Source organism: Candidatus Dependentiae bacterium (assembly GCA_040878395.1).
Lineage (GTDB): Bacteria > Babelota > Babeliae > Babelales > Vermiphilaceae > JAKBEL01.
Genome location: JBBDMI010000006.1, coordinates 114,338 through 133,822 on the forward strand (window position 1 = coordinate 114,338; position 19,485 = coordinate 133,822).

Consider the following 19,485-nt stretch of genomic DNA (forward strand, 5'->3'; position numbering starts at 1 on the left):
TTTTTGATAATATTCCTTTGATTATTGAACAATCTTCTTTGCCCAGTCTTTGTCCAAACTATGCCGGTTACCGCTGGATCCCCTTCAGGGATGACAAAATGGGCAAATTACTTTGTTTTTTGCACCTGAATTGTCACATTAAATTGTTTAAACATACTTGATGACAAAATAGGAGGTTATTTCATTTTAAGTAAATTTAAAAACATTTGCCCTAATTACAGATGTTTTTTATAACTACCTTGTTTTAATAATTTTACAATGCCACGCACATTTTCCGCAGCATCACGCTTGGTAATCAACAGTGCATCATCAACTTCGACAACACACAAATCATCAACACCAACAAGCGCAACCAATTTACCCGGGACATCAACTAAATTATTACGTGCATCAACACCAATAAAATTCGCATCCAAAGTGTTATACTGTTGTTTCAATGACAAAAACACCTCAATGTTTCCTACATCACACCAAGAAAAATCAACCGGCATAACCGAAACATGCTTGCTTCGTTCCATAACGGCATAATCAATTGAATCGGCAACAACTTTTTCATAGCTACCAACATTGTCTAAGTAGTTTTTAACACCTGCGAACATTTCCGATGCTTCTTGTTGAAACTCACGCATAAACGTTGAAGCCTGTGCACAAAAAATACTTATATTCCAAAGTTTATTGCCTTGTTCGATATATTGTTGTGCAACTTCGAATGACGGCTTTTCACGGAAACGACTCACTTTATATGGCGCTTGTTGCTCTAATGCATCCTGTGGATCAAATTCAATATATCCATAACCGGTTGCAGGATAAGTCGGCTCTACACCAAGTAGTACGATATCATCATGCTTTGTTGCATGATCAACTGCATGATCTAAAAAGTCTCTACACTTTTCCCAATCACGTTTTGGAATAAACGGATCTGCCGGCAGGAAAACAATAACAGCATTTGGATCAATTGCATGGATTTCCATACAACATAATAAAATTGCAGGTCCGGTGTTGCGCGAACCAGGCTCAACTAAAATACGCCCAACACGATGCTCAACAGATAACCGAATGTTTTCTTCATGCTTAGCTGTTGTACTTATCCAAATATGATCTTTTGTTGTCATCGGCGCAATACGATCAATTGCTTGCTCAAGTAACGTAACATCAGAACCTAATGTTAATAGCTGTTTTGGCTTGCATTGTCGACTCAACGGCCATAAGCGAGAACCATCACCACCGGCTAAAATAACACAATACAGATTTTTTTTATTCATATTAGTTCCGTGTGCTGTAAATGCTGAACATGCGACCAATAAACACGCAAATAGTTTTTTACCATGAAATACCATACCAATGCTCCTTTTTTTTGGTAATATAACAAACAACTATTTTCCATATACCAACCGATGTCAATAACATTAAAATCGGTTCAAAAACAATACGATATCGACAGCATCCGTCAATACCTGTTGGAAAGCTCAAACTGATCATCATTACTACAAAAAACCAGCCAATTAAACTATTCATTTTAAAAACAACATATAATCCAACAATTGTCAGCAATAAACGAATGATTGACCATATCAATTCAAACCATGTAATATTCTCAACCCATTTGTGTGAAGTGCCGCCCATAATATAGTGATGTATACGTTGAGTCAAAGAACCTGATTGCACAAAAAAAGAATGCGCCATTTTATGTCGCTCCGGCTCAAGTAATCTTTTGAGTTGCGTACTATACAAACCAAGCCATGTTTTGCACACATTAACAAACCAAATGCGCACAAATGTAAAAGGATGTTTTTTTAGGTAGGTATAAAAAATTTTTTTTGCCGGTTGCCACCCCTGATCATCCAAACTATGTTTTCCCGCAAAACGCAACTCTGTTTCTATAATCTCTTGTGGATCTTTTTGTTCAACAGAGCCGATTACTTTTGCTAACAAAACTTGATACAGATTCACTTGGGCTGTAGGCGCAAAAGCAAAACAACCGTACTGCACATAATTACGCGTCATATACATGGTTAATGGCAAAAAAAATGAAAACAACAATAATAATATATTTTTTATTTTAGAATGATGCATTGCAAAAAAGGTAATAATAGAAAGGCAAACAACAAACAACATTGCAACTGGTTTTATCAACATTGAAATACCTAAAAATAATCCCGAAAAACACAATGCACTGCTATCATGCGTTTTTAAAAAAGTAAGATAACGCTCAACAAACAATAATAAAACAACCAATAAAAGCGTTTCGGCTAAAATCAATTGTGGATACACATAAAATCCAATAGTACCTAAAAAACAAAAAGCAGTAATGGCAGCTATCATTTTATTAAAAAAAGTAGATGCAATATGCATTAACAATAAAAGTGCACAACTCATAAGTAATATTTGCACGATAATAATTGGTGTAATAGTATGCCCAAATAGTGTAAATAGTACCCCCATCACAAATGGGTATCCCACCGGCTGAATAGGAGCACTATTTACACTATTTGGGTCAGTCAAGGTTCCTGTTTGCGCAAAATGCCAAGCGATTGGATCATAGCCATAGGAATCAACATCATAATGACCCTGCGGTTTTGGCACAAAAAAATATAACGTAGTTGCAAAAAAAAGATACACTAGAATAAAAACAAATGATTCTTTTTGCACGTTAAGCAACATCTTGCGATCCACCACTATTACATGCCAACGCATCAATTATCAAAGTTAGCTCTGCAACACGATCTAAACGCTCATATGAAATTGGCGGGTTAAATGTTGGCTGGCTACATGCATCAAAAAACTGTTTTAACAAAGTAGCATGCCCCTTATCTTGGCAACTGCTTTGTTCATCAAAACCGGTATACAGTCCGTACCCTTTGAGCGTTTTATAATCATCCATAACAATAGATTTACCATCAAAGAAAAGCTCCATGCGCTCTTTTGGTAAATGCTTACTGCCCACAGAAGTATATAACAATGAACAGACAGACCCATCTTCAAAACTCATTTGCACTGAAAAATTATCGGTCGGAAAAATATTTTCATTTGCACTGTGCATCGATTCAACAGAAACTGCAATCGGTTTTGTATTGGTTAAATAGCAAAAAAGATCAACAATATGACATGCTTCACCAATTATTCTTCCTGCCCCAATATCAGTTTGCACCCAATGATCTTTGGAAATAAATCCTGCATTCATACGGTAATGCATAATCATTGGGCCGGAACGTTTATCCGTTTCTTTTTTTATTTTTTGTATAAACGGCGCAAATGAACGATTATAATCAACACAAAATGGAGCGTTCGGATACATTTTTAAGAAGCTACGCATATCTTGTAACTGTTGCCAATCAGTAACCATAGGTTTTTCTAGAAAAACTGCCTTTCCATGCGATAACGCGTCCATAGACTGAGCTGCATGAAATTTGTGCGGAGAAGCAATCACAACCGCATCAACAACATCTTCGGTGAACAAATCAGTATAATCTGAACATGCTTTTGCGGCACCATATACTTTAGAACTATTCATTGAAGAAGTAACATCAACATCTGCAACAGCATTAATTTTTGTATTTTTTAATTTTGAAATAGCGGGCATTAATTTAACTTTTGCAAAACCACCGGCACCAATCATCCCCACCCGAATCACATCTCTACGCGCAGGAATAAATCTAACATCACATGATTTTTCATCTTTTTTTTCATCACTATGCTCTGTATGTTCATCTACATCATAAGCAACTAATACACCCAAGCCATTTTGCTCTCTGATATGTTCATAGGCTTGCGCAATCGTATCAAGAGTTGCTTCCTGCGTTGCTAACATTGAAATATCTATTTCATCTTTTTGCAATAGTTGTACAAATGCCTGCATATTACGATTTTCAGTCCAACGTACATAAGGCAATGGATAATCAACTCCTTGTTGCTCATAGACCGGATCATAACGTCCCGGACCATATGAACATGAAATCTTAAAGTCAATCTCTTTTGAATAAAATGGACTGCGATCAAATTGTAAATTTACATCACCAACCAAAACTACTTTGCCTTTTTTGCGCGTTAACTCCATCGCTTGTTGCACAAGGGTATCACCTTGTGCAGCGGCAGTAATAATAGTTGCATCAACACCATAATGATGAGTAATATAATCAATTTCCTGCTTGATGTTATCACTTGTAGGATGCAATACCCAATCAGCTCCGGCTTGCTTTGCTAAATCTAAACGATCTTCCAGTAAATCAATACCAACAACATTACATCCGGATTTTTTTGCCAACTGCACAGTCAATTGCCCAATCAACCCCAGGCCGATAACACATACATTTTCACCCAACTTTAAATCTGCTTGTCGAATACCTTGCAAAGCGATTGCACCAATTGTGGTGATACTAGCTTCTTTTAAATGCGTTTGACTCACCTTCACCGTCAAATGTTCCGGCACACAAACCAAGTCTGCATGATGAGCATAACCTGCTCCGGCACACGCAACATAATCACCAATGCGCAACTGTCTCACTTTACTTCCGACCGCAAGAACACGACCTGAACATGAATAACCTAATGCTTGTGATTCACCTTTTAATTTACTTTTTATTAAAGCAGCAGTGCCTTCAATGCCATGAGACGCAACCGATTCTAATACTTTTTTTATTTTTGTCGTAGCATTCGAAAACAATGAGTTTTGTTCTGCTTGCGCAATAGTCGCAGATTCAGTGCCTGAACTAATAAACGAATAATGCACTGCAACCAAAACATCGTATGCGTCCATCGCAGGTTGACATACCTCTTTTACAACAACTGCACCTTTTTGCAAAAATACTTGCCTCATCCTAACTCCTGGCTACGTTCGACATGTGTATAATAGTGTACTTCATCTTCCGGCATGAAAAATTCTAATGAACTTGCAGGCCAATACAGATGTTTTTTATCAGTTTGCTTTTCTGTATGCAAAATGCCACAAAAATCTAAAACTTTTTTGTTTTGTAAAATTTTCTTATCAATTGCTCTAAATCGTGTATGTCCAACAAGAAAAACAACGACATCAGCTTTTTGTAAGCCTTCAGTAATTGAAATTGCCTCGTCCGGATAAAGTGCTGTTAATTTTTGCTGATTTAAATGTGGTTCACACACCATCATATTAATACTGCCATTTTCTTTAACCAAATCTGCAATACGAACCGCAGGTGACTCTCGCATATCATCAACATCAGGCTTATAGGTCAATCCCATTAATAAAACATTACATTTTTTTGTAGCTTGATTACACCATTGGCGTGCAGCTTTAAAAATATATTCAACAACCTGTAAAGGACGCCCATCATTTATGTTACGCGCAGACTGTAATAGCTTTGTTTTTGTATTGAATGTTTCAATTAAAAACCATGGATCAACTGCAATGCAATGCCCGCCAACACCACATGATGGTTTTAAAATATTCACACGCGGATGCTTGTTGGCAAGTTCAATAACTTCATAAGGATTCAAACCAACCGCATATGCCATTGATGCAACTTGGTGAGCAAATGCAATTTGCGTATCACGAGAACTATTTTCAATAAGCTTTACCATTTCAGCGGTTTTTGCATCGGTTAAATAAATATTACCGGTTACAAATGGTTTATATAATTCCTGTGCTGCATATACTGAAGCTTGATTAATACCACCCAGTACGCGATCATTTTCTACTAATTCCTTAAAAATCTTACCCGGCAATACACGCTCAGGGCAATGTGCAACAAAAAAATCTGTGCCCACAAGTAAACCTGACTCTTGTTGTAGAAATTGTGCCAATTTTTCTGTAGCACCAACCGGAACTGTTGACTCCAAAATCACAACATCATTTTTTTTAAGCACTGATGCAATTGTCTTGCCGGCACTAAATACATAACTTAAGTCCGCTTGTTTGTTTTCTTTAAATGGTGTGGGAACTGCAATAATAAAAAAATCTGATTGAGTAATCTTAGTGGTTGCACAAAATCTATCTGTTTGCAAAGCAATTTGTAATTTTTCAAAAAGATCCGGTTCTTTAATGACCGGCTCACCTTGGTTAATTGCGTCAACACGTTGTTGATCAATATCAAAACCAACGACATCAAAACCTGATTCAGCACACACAATTGAGGTTGGCAAACCGATGTAACCTAAGCCCAATACGGTAACTTTTTTCATTATTCCCCTTGTTTTACATTTTTCAAAAGGCATATTTTTCATTGAAGACAGATTGTCAATCTGTCCATTTTCTGCCTGTTTTTTACTCACCGGTAGTTTAGCTTCTTTTTTTAAATGTGTCTTTAAAATTTCCGCTATTTTTTCCGATGCAAATCCATCGCCATATATAACAGATGGCAAAGTAGTATCATTTTGCATATAAATGTTCTGCAATGCACTGTTTAATTTTTGTTGATCAGTGCCAACCAACTGTGCAAGCCCCTCAATCACCCCTTCTTTACGTTCCGTTTTTTCACGCAAAACAATCGTCGGTTTTCCCAAACTTATTGCCTCTTCTTGAATGCCTCCTGAATCGGTTAATACAAAATCAGCATGACTCAAAAGATATACTAAATCTTGATAAGGCAATGGCTCAGAAACATAACAATTATTCAGTTCCGAAAGACCAATTTCTTGCAACACATCAACAACATGAGGATTAGGATGAAATGGATATACACAAAAAACATCTTCATAGTTTTGCAAAAAAGTTTGCACCGTTTGCAATACACGTTTTATACCACCATTGAATGACTCACGACGATGCATGGTCAACAACACCAATTTTTTATTATCCGCTTTGCATTGCTGCACCATTTTTTTTATATGGGATGAAATTACAATTTCATTTGATACAATTTTATTTTGCATAATGCGTAATGCATCAACCACCGTATTACCGGTACAAAATAGTTTTTGTTCATCAATCTGTTCTGCACGTAAATTATCTAACGCTAATGATGTCGGCGCAAAATGAAACTGTGCAAAAGTTGAAACAACACGCCGATTCATTTCTTCAGGAAATGGCGCATATATATCGTCAGTGCGCAAACCGGCCTCAATATGACCAACCGGAATTTTGAGATAAAATGCTGCCATCGCAGCAGCCATAGTGGAAGTGGTATCACCTTGCACTAACACCAATGAAGGTTGTACTTTTTGAAAAACCTCTTTTGTTTTTTGTAATAATGATTGTGTCACATAAAAAAGATCTTGCTTAATCCTCATTACACCCAAATCAATATCAGGCATGACACCAAATAGATCAAAAACATCTTGCAACAGTTGATCATGTTGCATCGTTGAACATAAAACAACCGGCACATCTGCTTCCTTTAAAGCAAAATATACTGGTAACATTTTTATACCTTCAGGACGTGTACCAATAATTAAAACAATAGGTGAACTGCTCGCCATTTTTTACCTTGCACTAATTTGTGAATCAAATTGATGCAGTTCACCTTACCATATCGTTTTTTATTCGTAAATTTTGTTTTTACTTTTTATCTGGACGTACAGCTTTGGTCATTGCTCCAGTATCTTTTAACAAATAATCAGGTTCAATTTTAGAATCAGCACCTGCATCAATCAACGCCTTTTTGACATGAATGTCAATTGCATTTAAATATGCTGTCTCTCCCTCATTATTCTGCATATTTACTTCAGCACCAGCTTCAAGTAATAAATTAACTTTAGCTAATGCATCTTGACCATACATCTTTGCTGCATACATCAATGCTGTATTACCATCTACGTCCTGCACATTAACATCAGCACCGGCTGCAATTAAAGCTTTGACATTTTCCAGTGTTTTTCCATCTTGCACAGCATGCATCAATGCTGTCCTTCCATACTCATCAACAAGATTAACATCAGCTTTTTTTTCAATTAACAAATTCACTAATTTAACCTTATAAGGATCAATAACTGCATACATCAATGGAGTCCAGCCATACGCATTTTGTGCATCAACATTTGGCATATCTTCTTTGCGTTTCTTCCCTTTAAGCAATCCTTTAGATGAACTTAATAATTTCTTTACCCGATCATAATCTCCAAACTTTCCTTCGTTTCCAATGCTTGCAAAAAGTTCTCTATCCGGTTGCCGTTCTACACCGGCCAATAAACGCTCGCTAAGGAGCAAATCAGGTTTGTTAAAATCCGCACTAAACAGTTGCCCACTTGAAGCAATTAATAATGAAAGTAATATCATTTTCTTCATACATTTTACTCCTTGAATCTGCAAAAGATTCCTTTTTTAAAGGGTGTTTCTACCCTATATCACACTTAACTATACCAATATTCAGCTCATCTGACCTATCTGCTTTAATTTTATAATAGCAATTAAATAAATGGCATAGCAAGGCTTTTACAGACAAATGATACAAACTTCATTAAATGTCATAAAATAGCTATAAGAGAGGGAGTCAATGATATTACAGGAGGAAATACGTGTGAGGATGCCCCAAGAGTCTTCCGTATTAATTTTATTTTGTTTTTATCTTAACCTGCAGCTTTGCTTATTCCAGCACTTTGAACTGAGTCAATACCATCTTTAAATAAACGATTAACATAAGTACACCAATTTATTATCGGGCTGATTTAGTTAAACCGGTATCCTCAACCTGTGGCAAACCATTTTCTATAAGCTGCGCAATTTCATGACGTCCTTTTTCGCGTGCAATATCCACAGCAGTTTTACGTTTCCAATTTTTAATTGTTGAACGAGCGCCGGCTTCTAATAATCTTTGCACCATTTCTTTCCTGCCGGTTCGAGCTGCATAATGCAATGCTGTCCATCCAAAGCAATTTCTCTTGTTCACCTTGGCTTTATGCTTTAGTAACAAATCCATTACCGACAATGCTTTGGGAGAACGTCGATTGCAAGCAGATATTATCAATGGCGTAGCTCCAAAAGAATCTGTTGAATTTGCATTATCGTTGATAACAAAACAATCTCTATTTTTTTATATCATATAACACTACAAACGCATGTTGCGACCAAAATCCTTTGTTAACCATGCAGCAGCACCAAGAGTTATCCCGCCAATTAACCATCTTTCTCGTTGATCTTCAGGAATCATCTGCAACAATTTATATGACGCAATCACCGTGGCCAACGAACCGGTTATAAAACCGATTTCATATACACGATTCGGCAAAGCAGCTGCAAGCTCTGCATCTTCGCGCGTTGCGAAATCAATCCAATCCTGTTGATCCGGTTGCGCCTGCAAATCATTATACAAACTCCATAACTTTGTTAACTTAACAGCATGAGGTGTCGAAAGAAATGACCCTGCAGCCACCCCCATATGCAAACCAAAATGCCCAGCATAATGTAATGCAGGCACAGTTACTAATGCGGTACCAACGACTGCTTCATAAGCACCACGCGTAGCACCGGCAGCAAATACGCGCGTATTTTGCTCAATTCTCTGGATTCGTGAATAACGGGAATTTGATGGAGACGGAACTATTGAATTATCTGCAGCATATGCTAGAAAACTAAAACATAATACTATTAAAAAATGATGTTTCATGAAAAGACCTTCCGCGTATAAATGAACAAGTAAGTTAAAGTCATAACACAGGTTATATCAAATCATTCTTTTTTGCATCTAATTATGTTATCTATTGGGATATAAACAAAAAAGCTATATAAAATAATTTGGAAAAAAATGAAGCACAAACCAATGTTAGCTAAAATCGGCAAAGAGGAGCTTCTTGAAGATAACGAACTTATTTTTGAACCAAAACTTGATGGCTATCGTGCATTATGTGAAGTTACACCAAAAAGTATGAAGTTCTACAGCCGTCGCGGCATTGATATCACTCAACAATTTCCTGAGTTCGATTTTCGAAATCTAATTGACGCAAAGTCATGTATTTTGGATGGTGAAATTATTGTATACAACAAAAAAGGACTTCCTGATTTCAATCTCATGCAAGGACGCAGTCAACTAACACAACAAGCATTAATTGATGAACGATCCGAAGCTCATCCTGCAACATATGCTGTTTTTGATATATTAACAAAGGATGGCAAATCACTACTAAAAAAACCGTTCATTGAACGGCATGACATATTATATAAAACTATAAAACAAGGCAATCATCTTGAGCTGCTACCTTGGACCCATAACGGCAAAAAACTGTTTCAAGAAATGAAACAACATAAACTTGAAGGAGTAATTGCAAAAGATCCTCAAGGCATATATGAACCGGGCAAACGAACCCGTGCATGGCAAAAAGTAAAATTCAACAAAACAGTTGAATGCGTAGTCCTTGGATTTACACAAGAAAAAAAATTGATCTCTTCTCTCGCCTTAGGACTATATGATGAAAAAGGTAAACTGCACTATGTCGGCAGAGTTGGCACCGGATTCTCTCAAGACAAAATCGATGAACTCTATCCGAAACTGCTCAAATATGAAACGGCAAAACCTGCTGCAAAAAATATTGCCAAAATCAGCAATTTAATTTTAATCAAACCGAACATTGTTGTTGAAATTAAATATCTTGAAATGAGCAAAACCGGCACGTTACGCCATACGTCTTATGTGCATTATCGTGATGATAAAAAACCAAAAGCTTGCACATTAGATCAGTTATGACTTTGTTCGCTTTGCTTTATAATCAGCAATTTTTTTTTTCAGATCTTCGATTTCATCAAATATCGATTCATAGGTTTCAAGATCTAAATATACAGATTCTGTCTTACCTTGTGCATTTTTAAGGAATTGCGGCTTTATTTCGGGATACTTTTTCTTTCTTTTCATGCTTAATACCTTCTATAAACTTGCTTTCTATGAGCAATACCTATAACCAAAATAGTAATAACATTATGCTTTACCTGAAAAACGACACGATAGTCACCAACTCTCATCCGATAGATTGACTCTGTTGTGCCTTCTAGCTTCTTTATATCTTGATTAAAATCTGATGAGACAAGCCCTTCCAATTTTTGATTAATTTTTTTAAGCTGTGGTTTATCAATCTTTTTGAGATCTTTTTTTGCCTGCACAGCAAACTCAATTTTATAGCCAACAAAACTACTTTTTAGCATCTAGAACTTCTTTCATCACTTCATCGTATGGAATCGTTTTAGTTTCTTGAGCAGTACGCTCATAGACCATACAAACATCATGCAGATCTTCCAGCTCATCCATAATCTCGCCAAACTCTTCAAGCTTTAACAAAACCCCTATTTTGTTACCTTCTTCGTCATAAAAAAAACCTGGCTTTATCTTTAATTTCATCACACACCTATAACTTGTAAAAGCTCAACAACATAATACCATTATAAAGGCCTAAATATACCAAATACAATTATATTAAATATATCATCCAATCTCAAAAAATTATGTCCATAAAACTACCCGTTTTACCTTGATTTTTAACCAAAAACATGCAAATCCTTCTTTGATTTTCAACCAAAGTAATCTGAATGTCATCTCAGAAAAGTCGAACACCAAACTTAAGACATAATATTTCTAAATCAACCTTTTTGATGCGCCAAAAAATACTTTTTATATGCATAAGCATTAAGTGAATAACAGCCTACAAGCGCAAAAACATAAATAATACCGAAAACATAATTTTTCCTCGTAATATTTAAAAGTGAAATTTAAAGCCACAAGAAAAATCTAAAAATTAATACCGCCCCCGGCCCACATACTAACAGTATATTTTTGCACCTATTGTTTTTGGCTTTGAATCATGGCTATAAGACAATCCTAAAAGAAGAGCGCTTGGCAACTCATTAATAAAGAATCGATATAAATATGATGCAAAAATACTATTACGTATCAATGTAGCCGAAGAAGATAGATTAGGCAAAGGAGGTTTAATTTCTGCATTAAAACCAATGGTAGCATTATACCCAATGGTTAAATGATGTTTGTTCCAGCTGCTTTGATGTGCTAGAAACAGATCACAAAGATTCCCTCAATCAATATTGAATTTCCCTTTCAAATTTGGCAATTTCGCCTGCACGTTTCTTGGAAAAAAATGAATGAACCGCAAGGCACCAAATAATCTTCGCTTCGATTCAGGTGCATAAATATATGATGCATCACCTTACACGCCAATAGCATAATGACCTGTACCAAATTGAATACCTTCTAAAGAATCATCTTTATGCGTCGGTACGCCTAAAATACCTGAAATAGTTCCTCGTGATTTCTCATTCAACTTGAACCCTCTACCGGCATAAAACAAAATATCATCAGTTTGTGTTCGCTCAAACTGATTTTGATTTAAAGTATCAGCCACATGGCCGACAGCTCCAATACCCTAACATACGATCTACCAAAAGTACGTACATAGTTCCCAATTCCAGCGGTAGTTCTTTGAAACAGATCATTATATAGTCGCCGATATTGATTAACCATTGCAGAACCGGCAAGATTTCCCCGTGTTAAACCTTGTTCAATTTTTTGCAATCTTGTGGTTTCGGCAATGCGCAAGTTATACACAATGGTAACCGCTTGCACTTTAAAAAGGCCAATGGCAGTCAATATCAATAATTTTTGAAATAGCTTCATAATACCTTTATTTCCTTTTTTATGAGACATGAATCAAATATATCACGATATACCCTGTAATCAACCTTGATCGATTAAAAATCATCACCTTGACAATTACTGATAAATATGTATATTTGAAAATATATCAAAAAGATAAAAAATGAGGTTATGATCTATGTATATAAATATCAAAAAACACCTAAAAAGCATGCTTTTTATCAGTATAGTTACACTAAGCTTTACTGCAGTAAAACCTGCAGCAACATCATCACATGAAGCAACTTCTTTCAATAGTCCAAGACCACTGGTTGATATAGTAATTAAGCAATTAGTTAAAGATTTCACTGTTGCCACAAGAGATGTTAACGGTCAAAGCTATTCTTCAATTTCAACACACATACATAAGACCTTGAGTCAACTACCCTTAGACCTCATCGAAGCATTAAATAATGAAATTCGCCGATCTCTTAGTTGGCAAGAACAGCCATACTTAAAAGAAGTAATATCACCAACTAAAAAATATATTAAATATCTTCTTTTTAATAAAACCGGATCAACATTGCTCGCAAGTAGTTTAGACAAAAAGCTATATATAATAAAAATAGATGATGGCTCATTCAAAACTATACATCTGCCCATGGCCGCACGCAGCTTAGCCCTCTCAGATGATGGGCGCTATTTAGCAGCATTATTATATAAAAGAAAACTTATGGTATTAGACTCATACAATCAACAAACAAATATCATCGAAACTCCTGAACTTTTCACACATACGGAACGCAGCCCTACCTCTATTGAAAAAATTGAATTTTGCAAAGATGATCAACTTATTAAAGGAACCTTATACAGCGTCCCTCAATATAACATTGCATGGAAATTAAAAGATATATTCCAACAAGAAATACCTGAACATTTTTTTATTCCAAAAGAACCTACATCATCTTTTGATGATAAAAAACCATTTGCATACATTAATGCATATAATAATCAAATAACTGTTTGCGCAGATACTTCCTATGATCTATCTCATATAGATCGTCCTTCTGCGCATACCTTTTGCCCAAACTATAACTATCTTGCCGTTGGCATGACCAATGGCAAGATCGCCCTATGGCATTGCCCTAACTGGCAGCATTATCTCCTGCAACGAACAATCAGAAAAACAAAAGTAGCAAGAAAGCCGCTTGTATATATCGAACTTATTAAAGCTCTTGAACAAAATAAAAATGATATTTTTCATCAATTGCCAAAAGAAGAACAAACGAAACTTTTAAATGATTTAAAAATAAATATTGAAGCACTTAGGCAATCAGTTTGCGCTACAAATCGCTTTGAAATACTCATCGAACAAAACAATATCGAATTAGCACGTATGCACATACAAAATTTTGCACTCAATCTTGTTCCACAACAAACGAATAAAAGAAAAATAGAACATGCAACTGATACAGAAAATCTCGAAACTCAAAGATTAAAAATCGATTAAATAATCAAAAAATGAAGGTTATAAGAAATGGAAAAAAAATACAATGCAGCCCATGCAATACAAGACAAACAAAGCAAGGCAGTTTCTGCATTTGCATTAATGAACGAACAATACATAAACAACCCAACATGCAATAGTATAAAGCCATATTTAACCTCTGTTGCACATCAACAAATCTATACAACTGCAAGTATTCGCGCACAATTAACGCTTGGCATCATGTATGCCCAAAAAACTGCGGCTTCTCAATCAAAAGTCACACAACAATTTTATGCATTAAAAGCTAAAGAATATCTCGGTGCTGTTGCATTACAAGAGCAATACAGATCCGGTCAGGAATGTGCTCTTGCAATACTACAATTGCTTACAATGCAATAAAAACACCTTAAAATCCAAAGCCGACACGTACGGTTAAACCTTGCAATGCCAAATCGCCATTCACACTCATATTGGCACCGGCATTTACATCATCAAAAAAACGCATCAATTGATTCTGGCCAAAGAAATAAAGTTGTTCCCAACCTGCTTGAATATCAAAATGGTAAGAATCATCACACAGCGTTGTTTGCCAACCTAAACCAAGCATTAAATCAAGACGTGGACGACACATTGCAAAACGATTACACGCAATATCTAAAAAAGTAGTTGGTGCAACTTCGTCAGAAAATGCAATCTCTTCATGCTGTTTAATCTTATATCTGCCATAAAGCAATGCTACATCAAAATTTCCTGATATAAAAAAATCACACCCTAATGCCCAACGTGAACGAATCCCAACTTTGGGACCAACACCCCAAAAATCATTACACATATCAATATCATCATCCAATACAATGGCAACCGGCCCCTGGCTTTGTCCACCATTTGAATTAATATTAAATGTTTGATTAATCCGTGCATAAGCAACACCTAATAATGGCATAATATCAACTGAACAAGTTGGTGAAAACCATGCATGCAAATGTGCATCAAGCATATTAAGATCAAGACGGACACATGCGTTGGCATTTTGTGCTGTTGTTATTGTTGAGCCGGGATTTGTCCACACAGGAAAAAGAACCACCGGAAATGTTTCTGAAAGACAATCGTTACCTTTCGTGCCAAAGCGAGTCCAATATGCAGTTAAACCCATATCACGATGTTCATTATAATAACTTTCACCTATACGAAATCCTCCATTACGATCAAATTTTGCACGCTCAACTTGACCACAGGTATTGATATGTACTGCACCATTATTATTTGTAATCGCATAATCAAGTCCATCTTCATATGCGCGCCAGTACAGTCCATCTACAAATCCATAAAAAGAATGGCATGACTCTTGTTGAGTATCACATCCCTTTTGCATATCACATGCAGTTGCACTTAAATAAGTAAGCATTAACAAAGCTATTTTTGCGTGTTTCATATTCTTTATCCCTCATATTTTTAAAATTACATCACTACTTTACTTGCCCAACGCTTCGCTTTTACATCAAACATTGTAATCATTGCTTTAGTTGCAATATCTGCAAACTGCACTGTAACATCTTCTAAATTTGGATTAAAGGCGAAGAAGGTTGTAGTTCCTCCTTTTGTAAATGCGGCAGTATACACTAATGCATCTGTGTTTGGTGTTGCATGACCATACACCGTCCAATCTGGTGTGCCAAAATGATCAATAATATGCATAAAATGCAACACTTCGTTAATCGATTGTGCCGGATCAGCAAACGCACCACCTTGCGAACCCCACGGAGGTGTCGGGCCGAACATAGTGAAAACATCAAGCATAAATTGATATGGTGTTGGTGCAGTAGCACTTAAATCAGTTTGTCCAAATGCGATACTGTTGTCACCCAACATTCTGAGCATATTCATATTGGAATCGAAATTGATCTGCCAACAAGCATTAGTCGTGGTGATGCCGGCAGGAATAGTATCGACAAAAGCAGTTGTATCCATTGATGCATTCCACGCATGCAGATATTCTTTGTTTCTTCCATAAACTAACGTCCACGCTGAACATGGAAATGCATTAATCACTTTTACATTTTCAGGCGTTTGTCCAAAATCAGAACTATAATTAATCACCGCTTGTGCAATTTTTGGCGTTCCACTACTTGTCGGTTCACCTGCTGCTGTACTGTGAATAGTGGTATCAATAAATGCAGTTCCTGCTGCATAGGTTGCATCACCGGTTTTAGTTGTCACAGGCACAAACGAAACGGTTGGCGCTTGCCCTTTTTTAAGATTTAAATTTTTGTCAAAGAAATAACTATCCATCGCATAAGAGTTTGTTGCATATAGATAAATTCCCAAATCAACAATATCACGGCGCCCGGTTGTCATACCCCATAAAATGATTGAAGCATACGCTTGCAAAGCTTCTCCAATTGAATTTTCATTATGCCCTGAATTGCCACCGGCAATGGTTGCTTGAATACCATCAGCCCAACCATGACCGGCCCATTGATCAAAGAAATTCAGTTTTGCAAAACTCATGCTTGGATTTTTGAAAAAATTCAAATCGGTACCATTATTTTTTTCATTATAACAAATATCCTGCACCAATTGATCAATCGCTTGACCAAATTTTGCAGCTTTCGCCCAACCGTTGCCATCATCCGGATTTGTTTTCCAAGCTCCGTCATATAAACCTGCAAGAGCCGCTGCTGCAATCCAATAACCAAACTGATAGTGATGATCATTAAATGCATTTGCTACACCAAACGATTCCCACACAATACCAATTGATTGACCAAGCATTTTTTCTTGACCGCCAACTTCACCAAAAATATTATGAATCGGCAATGTTTGTTTACGACTCGGCCAAGGAGTTGGATTTGGTGTTGGAGCTTGTGCTTGTCCTGCCGATGGATACAACATCACCATGTGTGCAATTGGATCATAATATGCATAATGACTTAAATTATAAAATGCTTGTGGCGCTTTACCTTTTGTAACAACCGGATTTTTTTGAAAATAATGTGAAAAAGCCCCTTGAACACCTGCCAACATTGGCTTTGTTGTTCCAACCACTGAGGACATTAAACCATCTTGTATCGCTTGCAAACGTGGCTTACTTTCAGGCGCATTAAACGCACCGGGCCGATCAGGCAATGCAATAACATTATTATATTGTTCTTCAATTAACGTTTTGTAAAAAAAGTCATGAAACGGCGCTTGTGCATCAGCACTATCTTGCATTCCTTGAACAAAAATCGCTAACAAACTAAGCTGCTTTGCAGCATTTGAAATGCTTTTGCCAACATCATAAATCCCTTTATCATTGACATAATAGCCGGCGTTCCATGGAGCAAATGCTTTTGAGGCTAAATTATTAATATATTCATTATCAATATTATCAAATAACAATTGACCGATAGTGAATGGTCCTGCTTTTGTACTGACCGGATCGGTCCAAAATGGTGTGGGCATTCCAGGCAAGAAATTTGAAAAAATATAGTTAGTTTTAAAACTATCACCTAAAATAGCTTTTAAATTTCCACGGACTGACCAATAAAACAGATCTGCAGTGCCTGCCGGCATAAATTCTGTCGAACCGTCTAAATCCAATACTGCCGGTCTCAATCCCGGTGCAAATGTTTGATCTTGATATTGATGTGGCTGCAAACACATAACGGTACTTTTTGCTTCAACCATTGTTGCATCATCATAGGGATTTTCTAACGTTGTTTTGAATGTTGTTTGACAAAATGTATTATCCGTTACGCTATAATTAATTGCCGTATCGGTTAAAAAGTTAAATGCATATTTTCCTAAATCTTGCACATATGCATCAACATCATTACCTGTTTCAGCAATAGCCTGTGCATACGTTTTGCCTGCAGTTGGATAGGCAAAAATAGTTGGAACACCAACCAACACACAATAAAATTTTTCAGTTTTATTTGGAAACTTTAAATAACTGTTTTGTGGTTGTGTCGTTACTGTCCCCGGCACAAAAGTTATACCAATATCATTTTTAAAATATATCGCCCAAGTGGTAAAATTATCCTGTTTGCCCGGCGGATTAAGCGTACTACCTTCTGCAAAAATTGCAGGATTATTTTGATTACCACCAAAAGTAGCATAACTCACTTTATCCACACCGGGTACTGCTATTGCTGCAGTTGCAGGCGCTACTAAATCAGTAGAACCGTCGCCAACAATACGATTAGAAATACCTAAAAATTCAAAACCACAACATTCAACAAACAGATATGGCGACCCTTGTGCAACGGTCATTTTTATATATTCACCTTTTCCATTTTTTTCTGAAAAATCTGTTTTAATATACGGTTTTTCAGGATTCTGAAAAATAAGATCAACATCCCAGTCGCCCATACGATCTACCAAAATATTATTGGGAGCCCAAATAGAACCTGATGCTTGTCCATCAACCGGTGCAGTATCGGCAGGAAAGAGTAAAAGATTTTTTTGTGAATCAGTTTGCAATAATAATGGCGCTGTTTTCCATTGGTCATTGGCAGCTTGACACTCAGGGCCATAAGCAGCATCAGGCATATAATAAGGATAAGGGAAACATACATTTATACCGCGTGAAGTTGGATCTGAACCAGCCTGATTTGGCGATTCTAAATATTGCATAATTAATGGATTTGCAATCACCGGCGCTTGCTGAAACAACTCTGCCGGCCAAACATTTGTTTTTGGTACATTGCGCGCAACAAAATAACCATCATTTACATTTGTCTCTTTCTGACCGGTTGCCCATAAAACAGCTCCTCCAAGCCAAGAATGCAAACGATATGGAGCTGTTGGCGCATCAGGATTTTGCACCTTTGTTGTAACACTTACTTTATTCGGTGCTGCAAGTGGAGGATAATAAGTGTCATCTGTTTTTCCTGTTACCGCATCAATATTTTCATTCTGAAAGTAAGCCTGGCCTGATTTAATCGGAACGGCGAGTGCAACCACCGGTAGAATCGATAACCATAGCATTACGGCTATTTTTTTCTGCATTTTTTCTCCTTTTTCAATATGCTTCATAAGCTTTTCATTAGCACAAAAAAATAGAACGGTCCAATTGAAAATAAAAAAAAATTATAGACGATATTATTATATATATGATAACATTGGACAAATGGAAGGATTAAATAAATGAAAAAAATAATGATCTGCGCACTTTTCAGTTTAGCAGCCCATACAACCATAATCGAAAATATTCCTTTGCAATGGTTAAAAAATACCACTTTTTACATTGATGACCATGGTAGCTCTATGCTACTTGGACAATTGCTTATCCGATTAGAAAACAAGAAAATGGATTTTGGACAATTTATTGCTGAACTTCTACAATTACTGAATACTCAAAAAAAAGAAAACCTACAATTAAAATCACGCATTGCTGCACTTGAACATATGCTCCTTCCTCCCGATCAACTACAAAATAAACATTAAATTTCACTTGCAAACAATGCAATTCACCATTTTGGCATCAAGTATGTTCAAACAATTCGTAAAAATCCAAGCACAAAAAAATAAATCGAT

The 19,485-nt window shown here is 36.4% G+C and carries 18 protein-coding genes; 4 read left to right on the forward strand and 14 right to left on the reverse strand.

Features of this window, described 5'->3' with window-relative positions; all coding sequences use genetic code 11:
- Positions 1–215: 215 nt before the first annotated feature.
- The 7 genes from WD055_02720 to WD055_02750 form a co-directional block, all read right to left on the reverse strand.
- The gene (locus WD055_02720) at positions 216–1,337 is read right to left on the reverse strand and encodes a sugar phosphate nucleotidyltransferase (GenBank protein ID MEX0849118.1); all 1,122 of its coding nucleotides are present in this window, start codon (positions 1,335–1,337) and stop codon (positions 216–218) included.
- A complete protein-coding gene (locus WD055_02725) occupies positions 1,321–2,694 on the reverse strand; it encodes a glycosyltransferase family 39 protein (GenBank protein MEX0849119.1) in 1,374 nt (457 codons plus the stop codon). The genes WD055_02720 and WD055_02725 overlap by 17 nt, the downstream gene beginning before the upstream one ends.
- Positions 2,651–4,813, reverse strand: a complete 2,163-nt coding sequence (locus tag WD055_02730) for a bi-domain-containing oxidoreductase (protein ID MEX0849120.1) — start codon at positions 4,811–4,813, stop codon at positions 2,651–2,653. The genes WD055_02725 and WD055_02730 overlap by 44 nt, the downstream gene beginning before the upstream one ends.
- A complete protein-coding gene (gene wecB / locus WD055_02735) occupies positions 4,810–7,389 on the reverse strand; it encodes a UDP-N-acetylglucosamine 2-epimerase (non-hydrolyzing) (GenBank protein MEX0849121.1) in 2,580 nt (859 codons plus the stop codon). The genes WD055_02730 and wecB overlap by 4 nt, the downstream gene beginning before the upstream one ends.
- A 79-nt stretch (positions 7,390–7,468) precedes the next feature.
- Positions 7,469–8,194, reverse strand: coding sequence for an ankyrin repeat domain-containing protein (locus WD055_02740; protein MEX0849122.1), 726 nt, complete (start codon positions 8,192–8,194; stop codon positions 7,469–7,471).
- A 367-nt stretch (positions 8,195–8,561) separates the two neighbouring features.
- Positions 8,562–8,918 (reverse strand): ankyrin repeat domain-containing protein, encoded by a 357-nt coding sequence (locus WD055_02745; protein ID MEX0849123.1) that lies wholly within the window; start codon positions 8,916–8,918, stop codon positions 8,562–8,564.
- 36 nt (positions 8,919–8,954) lie between these two features.
- Complete coding sequence (locus tag WD055_02750; protein ID MEX0849124.1) at positions 8,955–9,512, reverse strand: hypothetical protein; 558 nt, start codon at positions 9,510–9,512, stop codon at positions 8,955–8,957.
- Positions 9,513–9,650: 138 nt separating this feature from the next.
- On the opposite strand from WD055_02750, the gene ligD reads away from it, so the two are divergent.
- A complete protein-coding gene (gene ligD, locus WD055_02755) occupies positions 9,651–10,586 on the forward strand; it encodes a non-homologous end-joining DNA ligase (GenBank protein ID MEX0849125.1) in 936 nt (311 codons plus the stop codon).
- Here ligD and WD055_02760 read toward each other — a convergent pair.
- The 5 genes from WD055_02760 to WD055_02780 form a co-directional block, all read right to left on the reverse strand.
- Positions 10,581–10,751 carry a hypothetical protein gene (locus WD055_02760; GenBank protein ID MEX0849126.1) on the reverse strand — a complete coding sequence of 57 codons (171 nt, stop codon included), beginning with the start codon at positions 10,749–10,751 and terminating at the stop codon, positions 10,581–10,583. The two genes, ligD and WD055_02760, sit on opposite strands and share 6 nt — an antisense overlap.
- A 2-nt stretch (positions 10,752–10,753) precedes the next feature.
- Positions 10,754–11,038 carry a type II toxin-antitoxin system RelE/ParE family toxin gene (locus WD055_02765; protein ID MEX0849127.1) on the reverse strand — a complete coding sequence of 95 codons (285 nt, stop codon included), beginning with the start codon at positions 11,036–11,038 and terminating at the stop codon, positions 10,754–10,756.
- Positions 11,025–11,231, reverse strand: a complete 207-nt coding sequence (locus tag WD055_02770; GenBank protein MEX0849128.1) for a hypothetical protein — start codon at positions 11,229–11,231, stop codon at positions 11,025–11,027. The genes WD055_02765 and WD055_02770 overlap by 14 nt, the downstream gene beginning before the upstream one ends.
- 820 nt (positions 11,232–12,051) lie before the next feature.
- Positions 12,052–12,246 carry a hypothetical protein gene (locus WD055_02775; protein MEX0849129.1) on the reverse strand — a complete coding sequence of 65 codons (195 nt, stop codon included), beginning with the start codon at positions 12,244–12,246 and terminating at the stop codon, positions 12,052–12,054.
- The gene (locus tag WD055_02780; protein ID MEX0849130.1) at positions 12,231–12,518 is read right to left on the reverse strand and encodes a hypothetical protein; all 288 of its coding nucleotides are present in this window, start codon (positions 12,516–12,518) and stop codon (positions 12,231–12,233) included. Before WD055_02780 ends, WD055_02775 begins: the two co-directional genes overlap by 16 nt.
- A gap of 157 nt (positions 12,519–12,675) precedes the next feature.
- Here WD055_02780 and WD055_02785 point away from each other — a divergent pair, with 157 nt between their 5' ends.
- Together WD055_02785 and WD055_02790 are read left to right on the forward strand one after the other, a co-directional pair.
- Positions 12,676–13,986, forward strand: coding sequence for a WD40 repeat domain-containing protein (locus WD055_02785; GenBank protein ID MEX0849131.1), 1,311 nt, complete (start codon positions 12,676–12,678; stop codon positions 13,984–13,986).
- A gap of 27 nt (positions 13,987–14,013) precedes the next feature.
- Positions 14,014–14,364 (forward strand): hypothetical protein, encoded by a 351-nt coding sequence (locus WD055_02790; GenBank protein MEX0849132.1) that lies wholly within the window; start codon positions 14,014–14,016, stop codon positions 14,362–14,364.
- 7 nt (positions 14,365–14,371) lie between these two features.
- Here WD055_02790 and WD055_02795 read toward each other — a convergent pair whose 3' ends face one another.
- A complete protein-coding gene (locus WD055_02795; protein MEX0849133.1) occupies positions 14,372–15,397 on the reverse strand; it encodes an Lpg1974 family pore-forming outer membrane protein in 1,026 nt (341 codons plus the stop codon).
- 26 nt (positions 15,398–15,423) lie between these two features.
- On the reverse strand, positions 15,424–18,957 hold the full coding sequence (locus WD055_02800; GenBank protein MEX0849134.1) for a glycosyl hydrolase: 3,534 nt from the start codon (positions 18,955–18,957) through the stop codon (positions 15,424–15,426).
- A gap of 138 nt (positions 18,958–19,095) precedes the next feature.
- On the opposite strand from WD055_02800, the gene WD055_02805 reads away from it, so the two are divergent.
- Positions 19,096–19,395 carry a hypothetical protein gene (locus tag WD055_02805; protein MEX0849135.1) on the forward strand — a complete coding sequence of 100 codons (300 nt, stop codon included), beginning with the start codon at positions 19,096–19,098 and terminating at the stop codon, positions 19,393–19,395.
- Positions 19,396–19,485 lie beyond the last annotated feature (90 nt).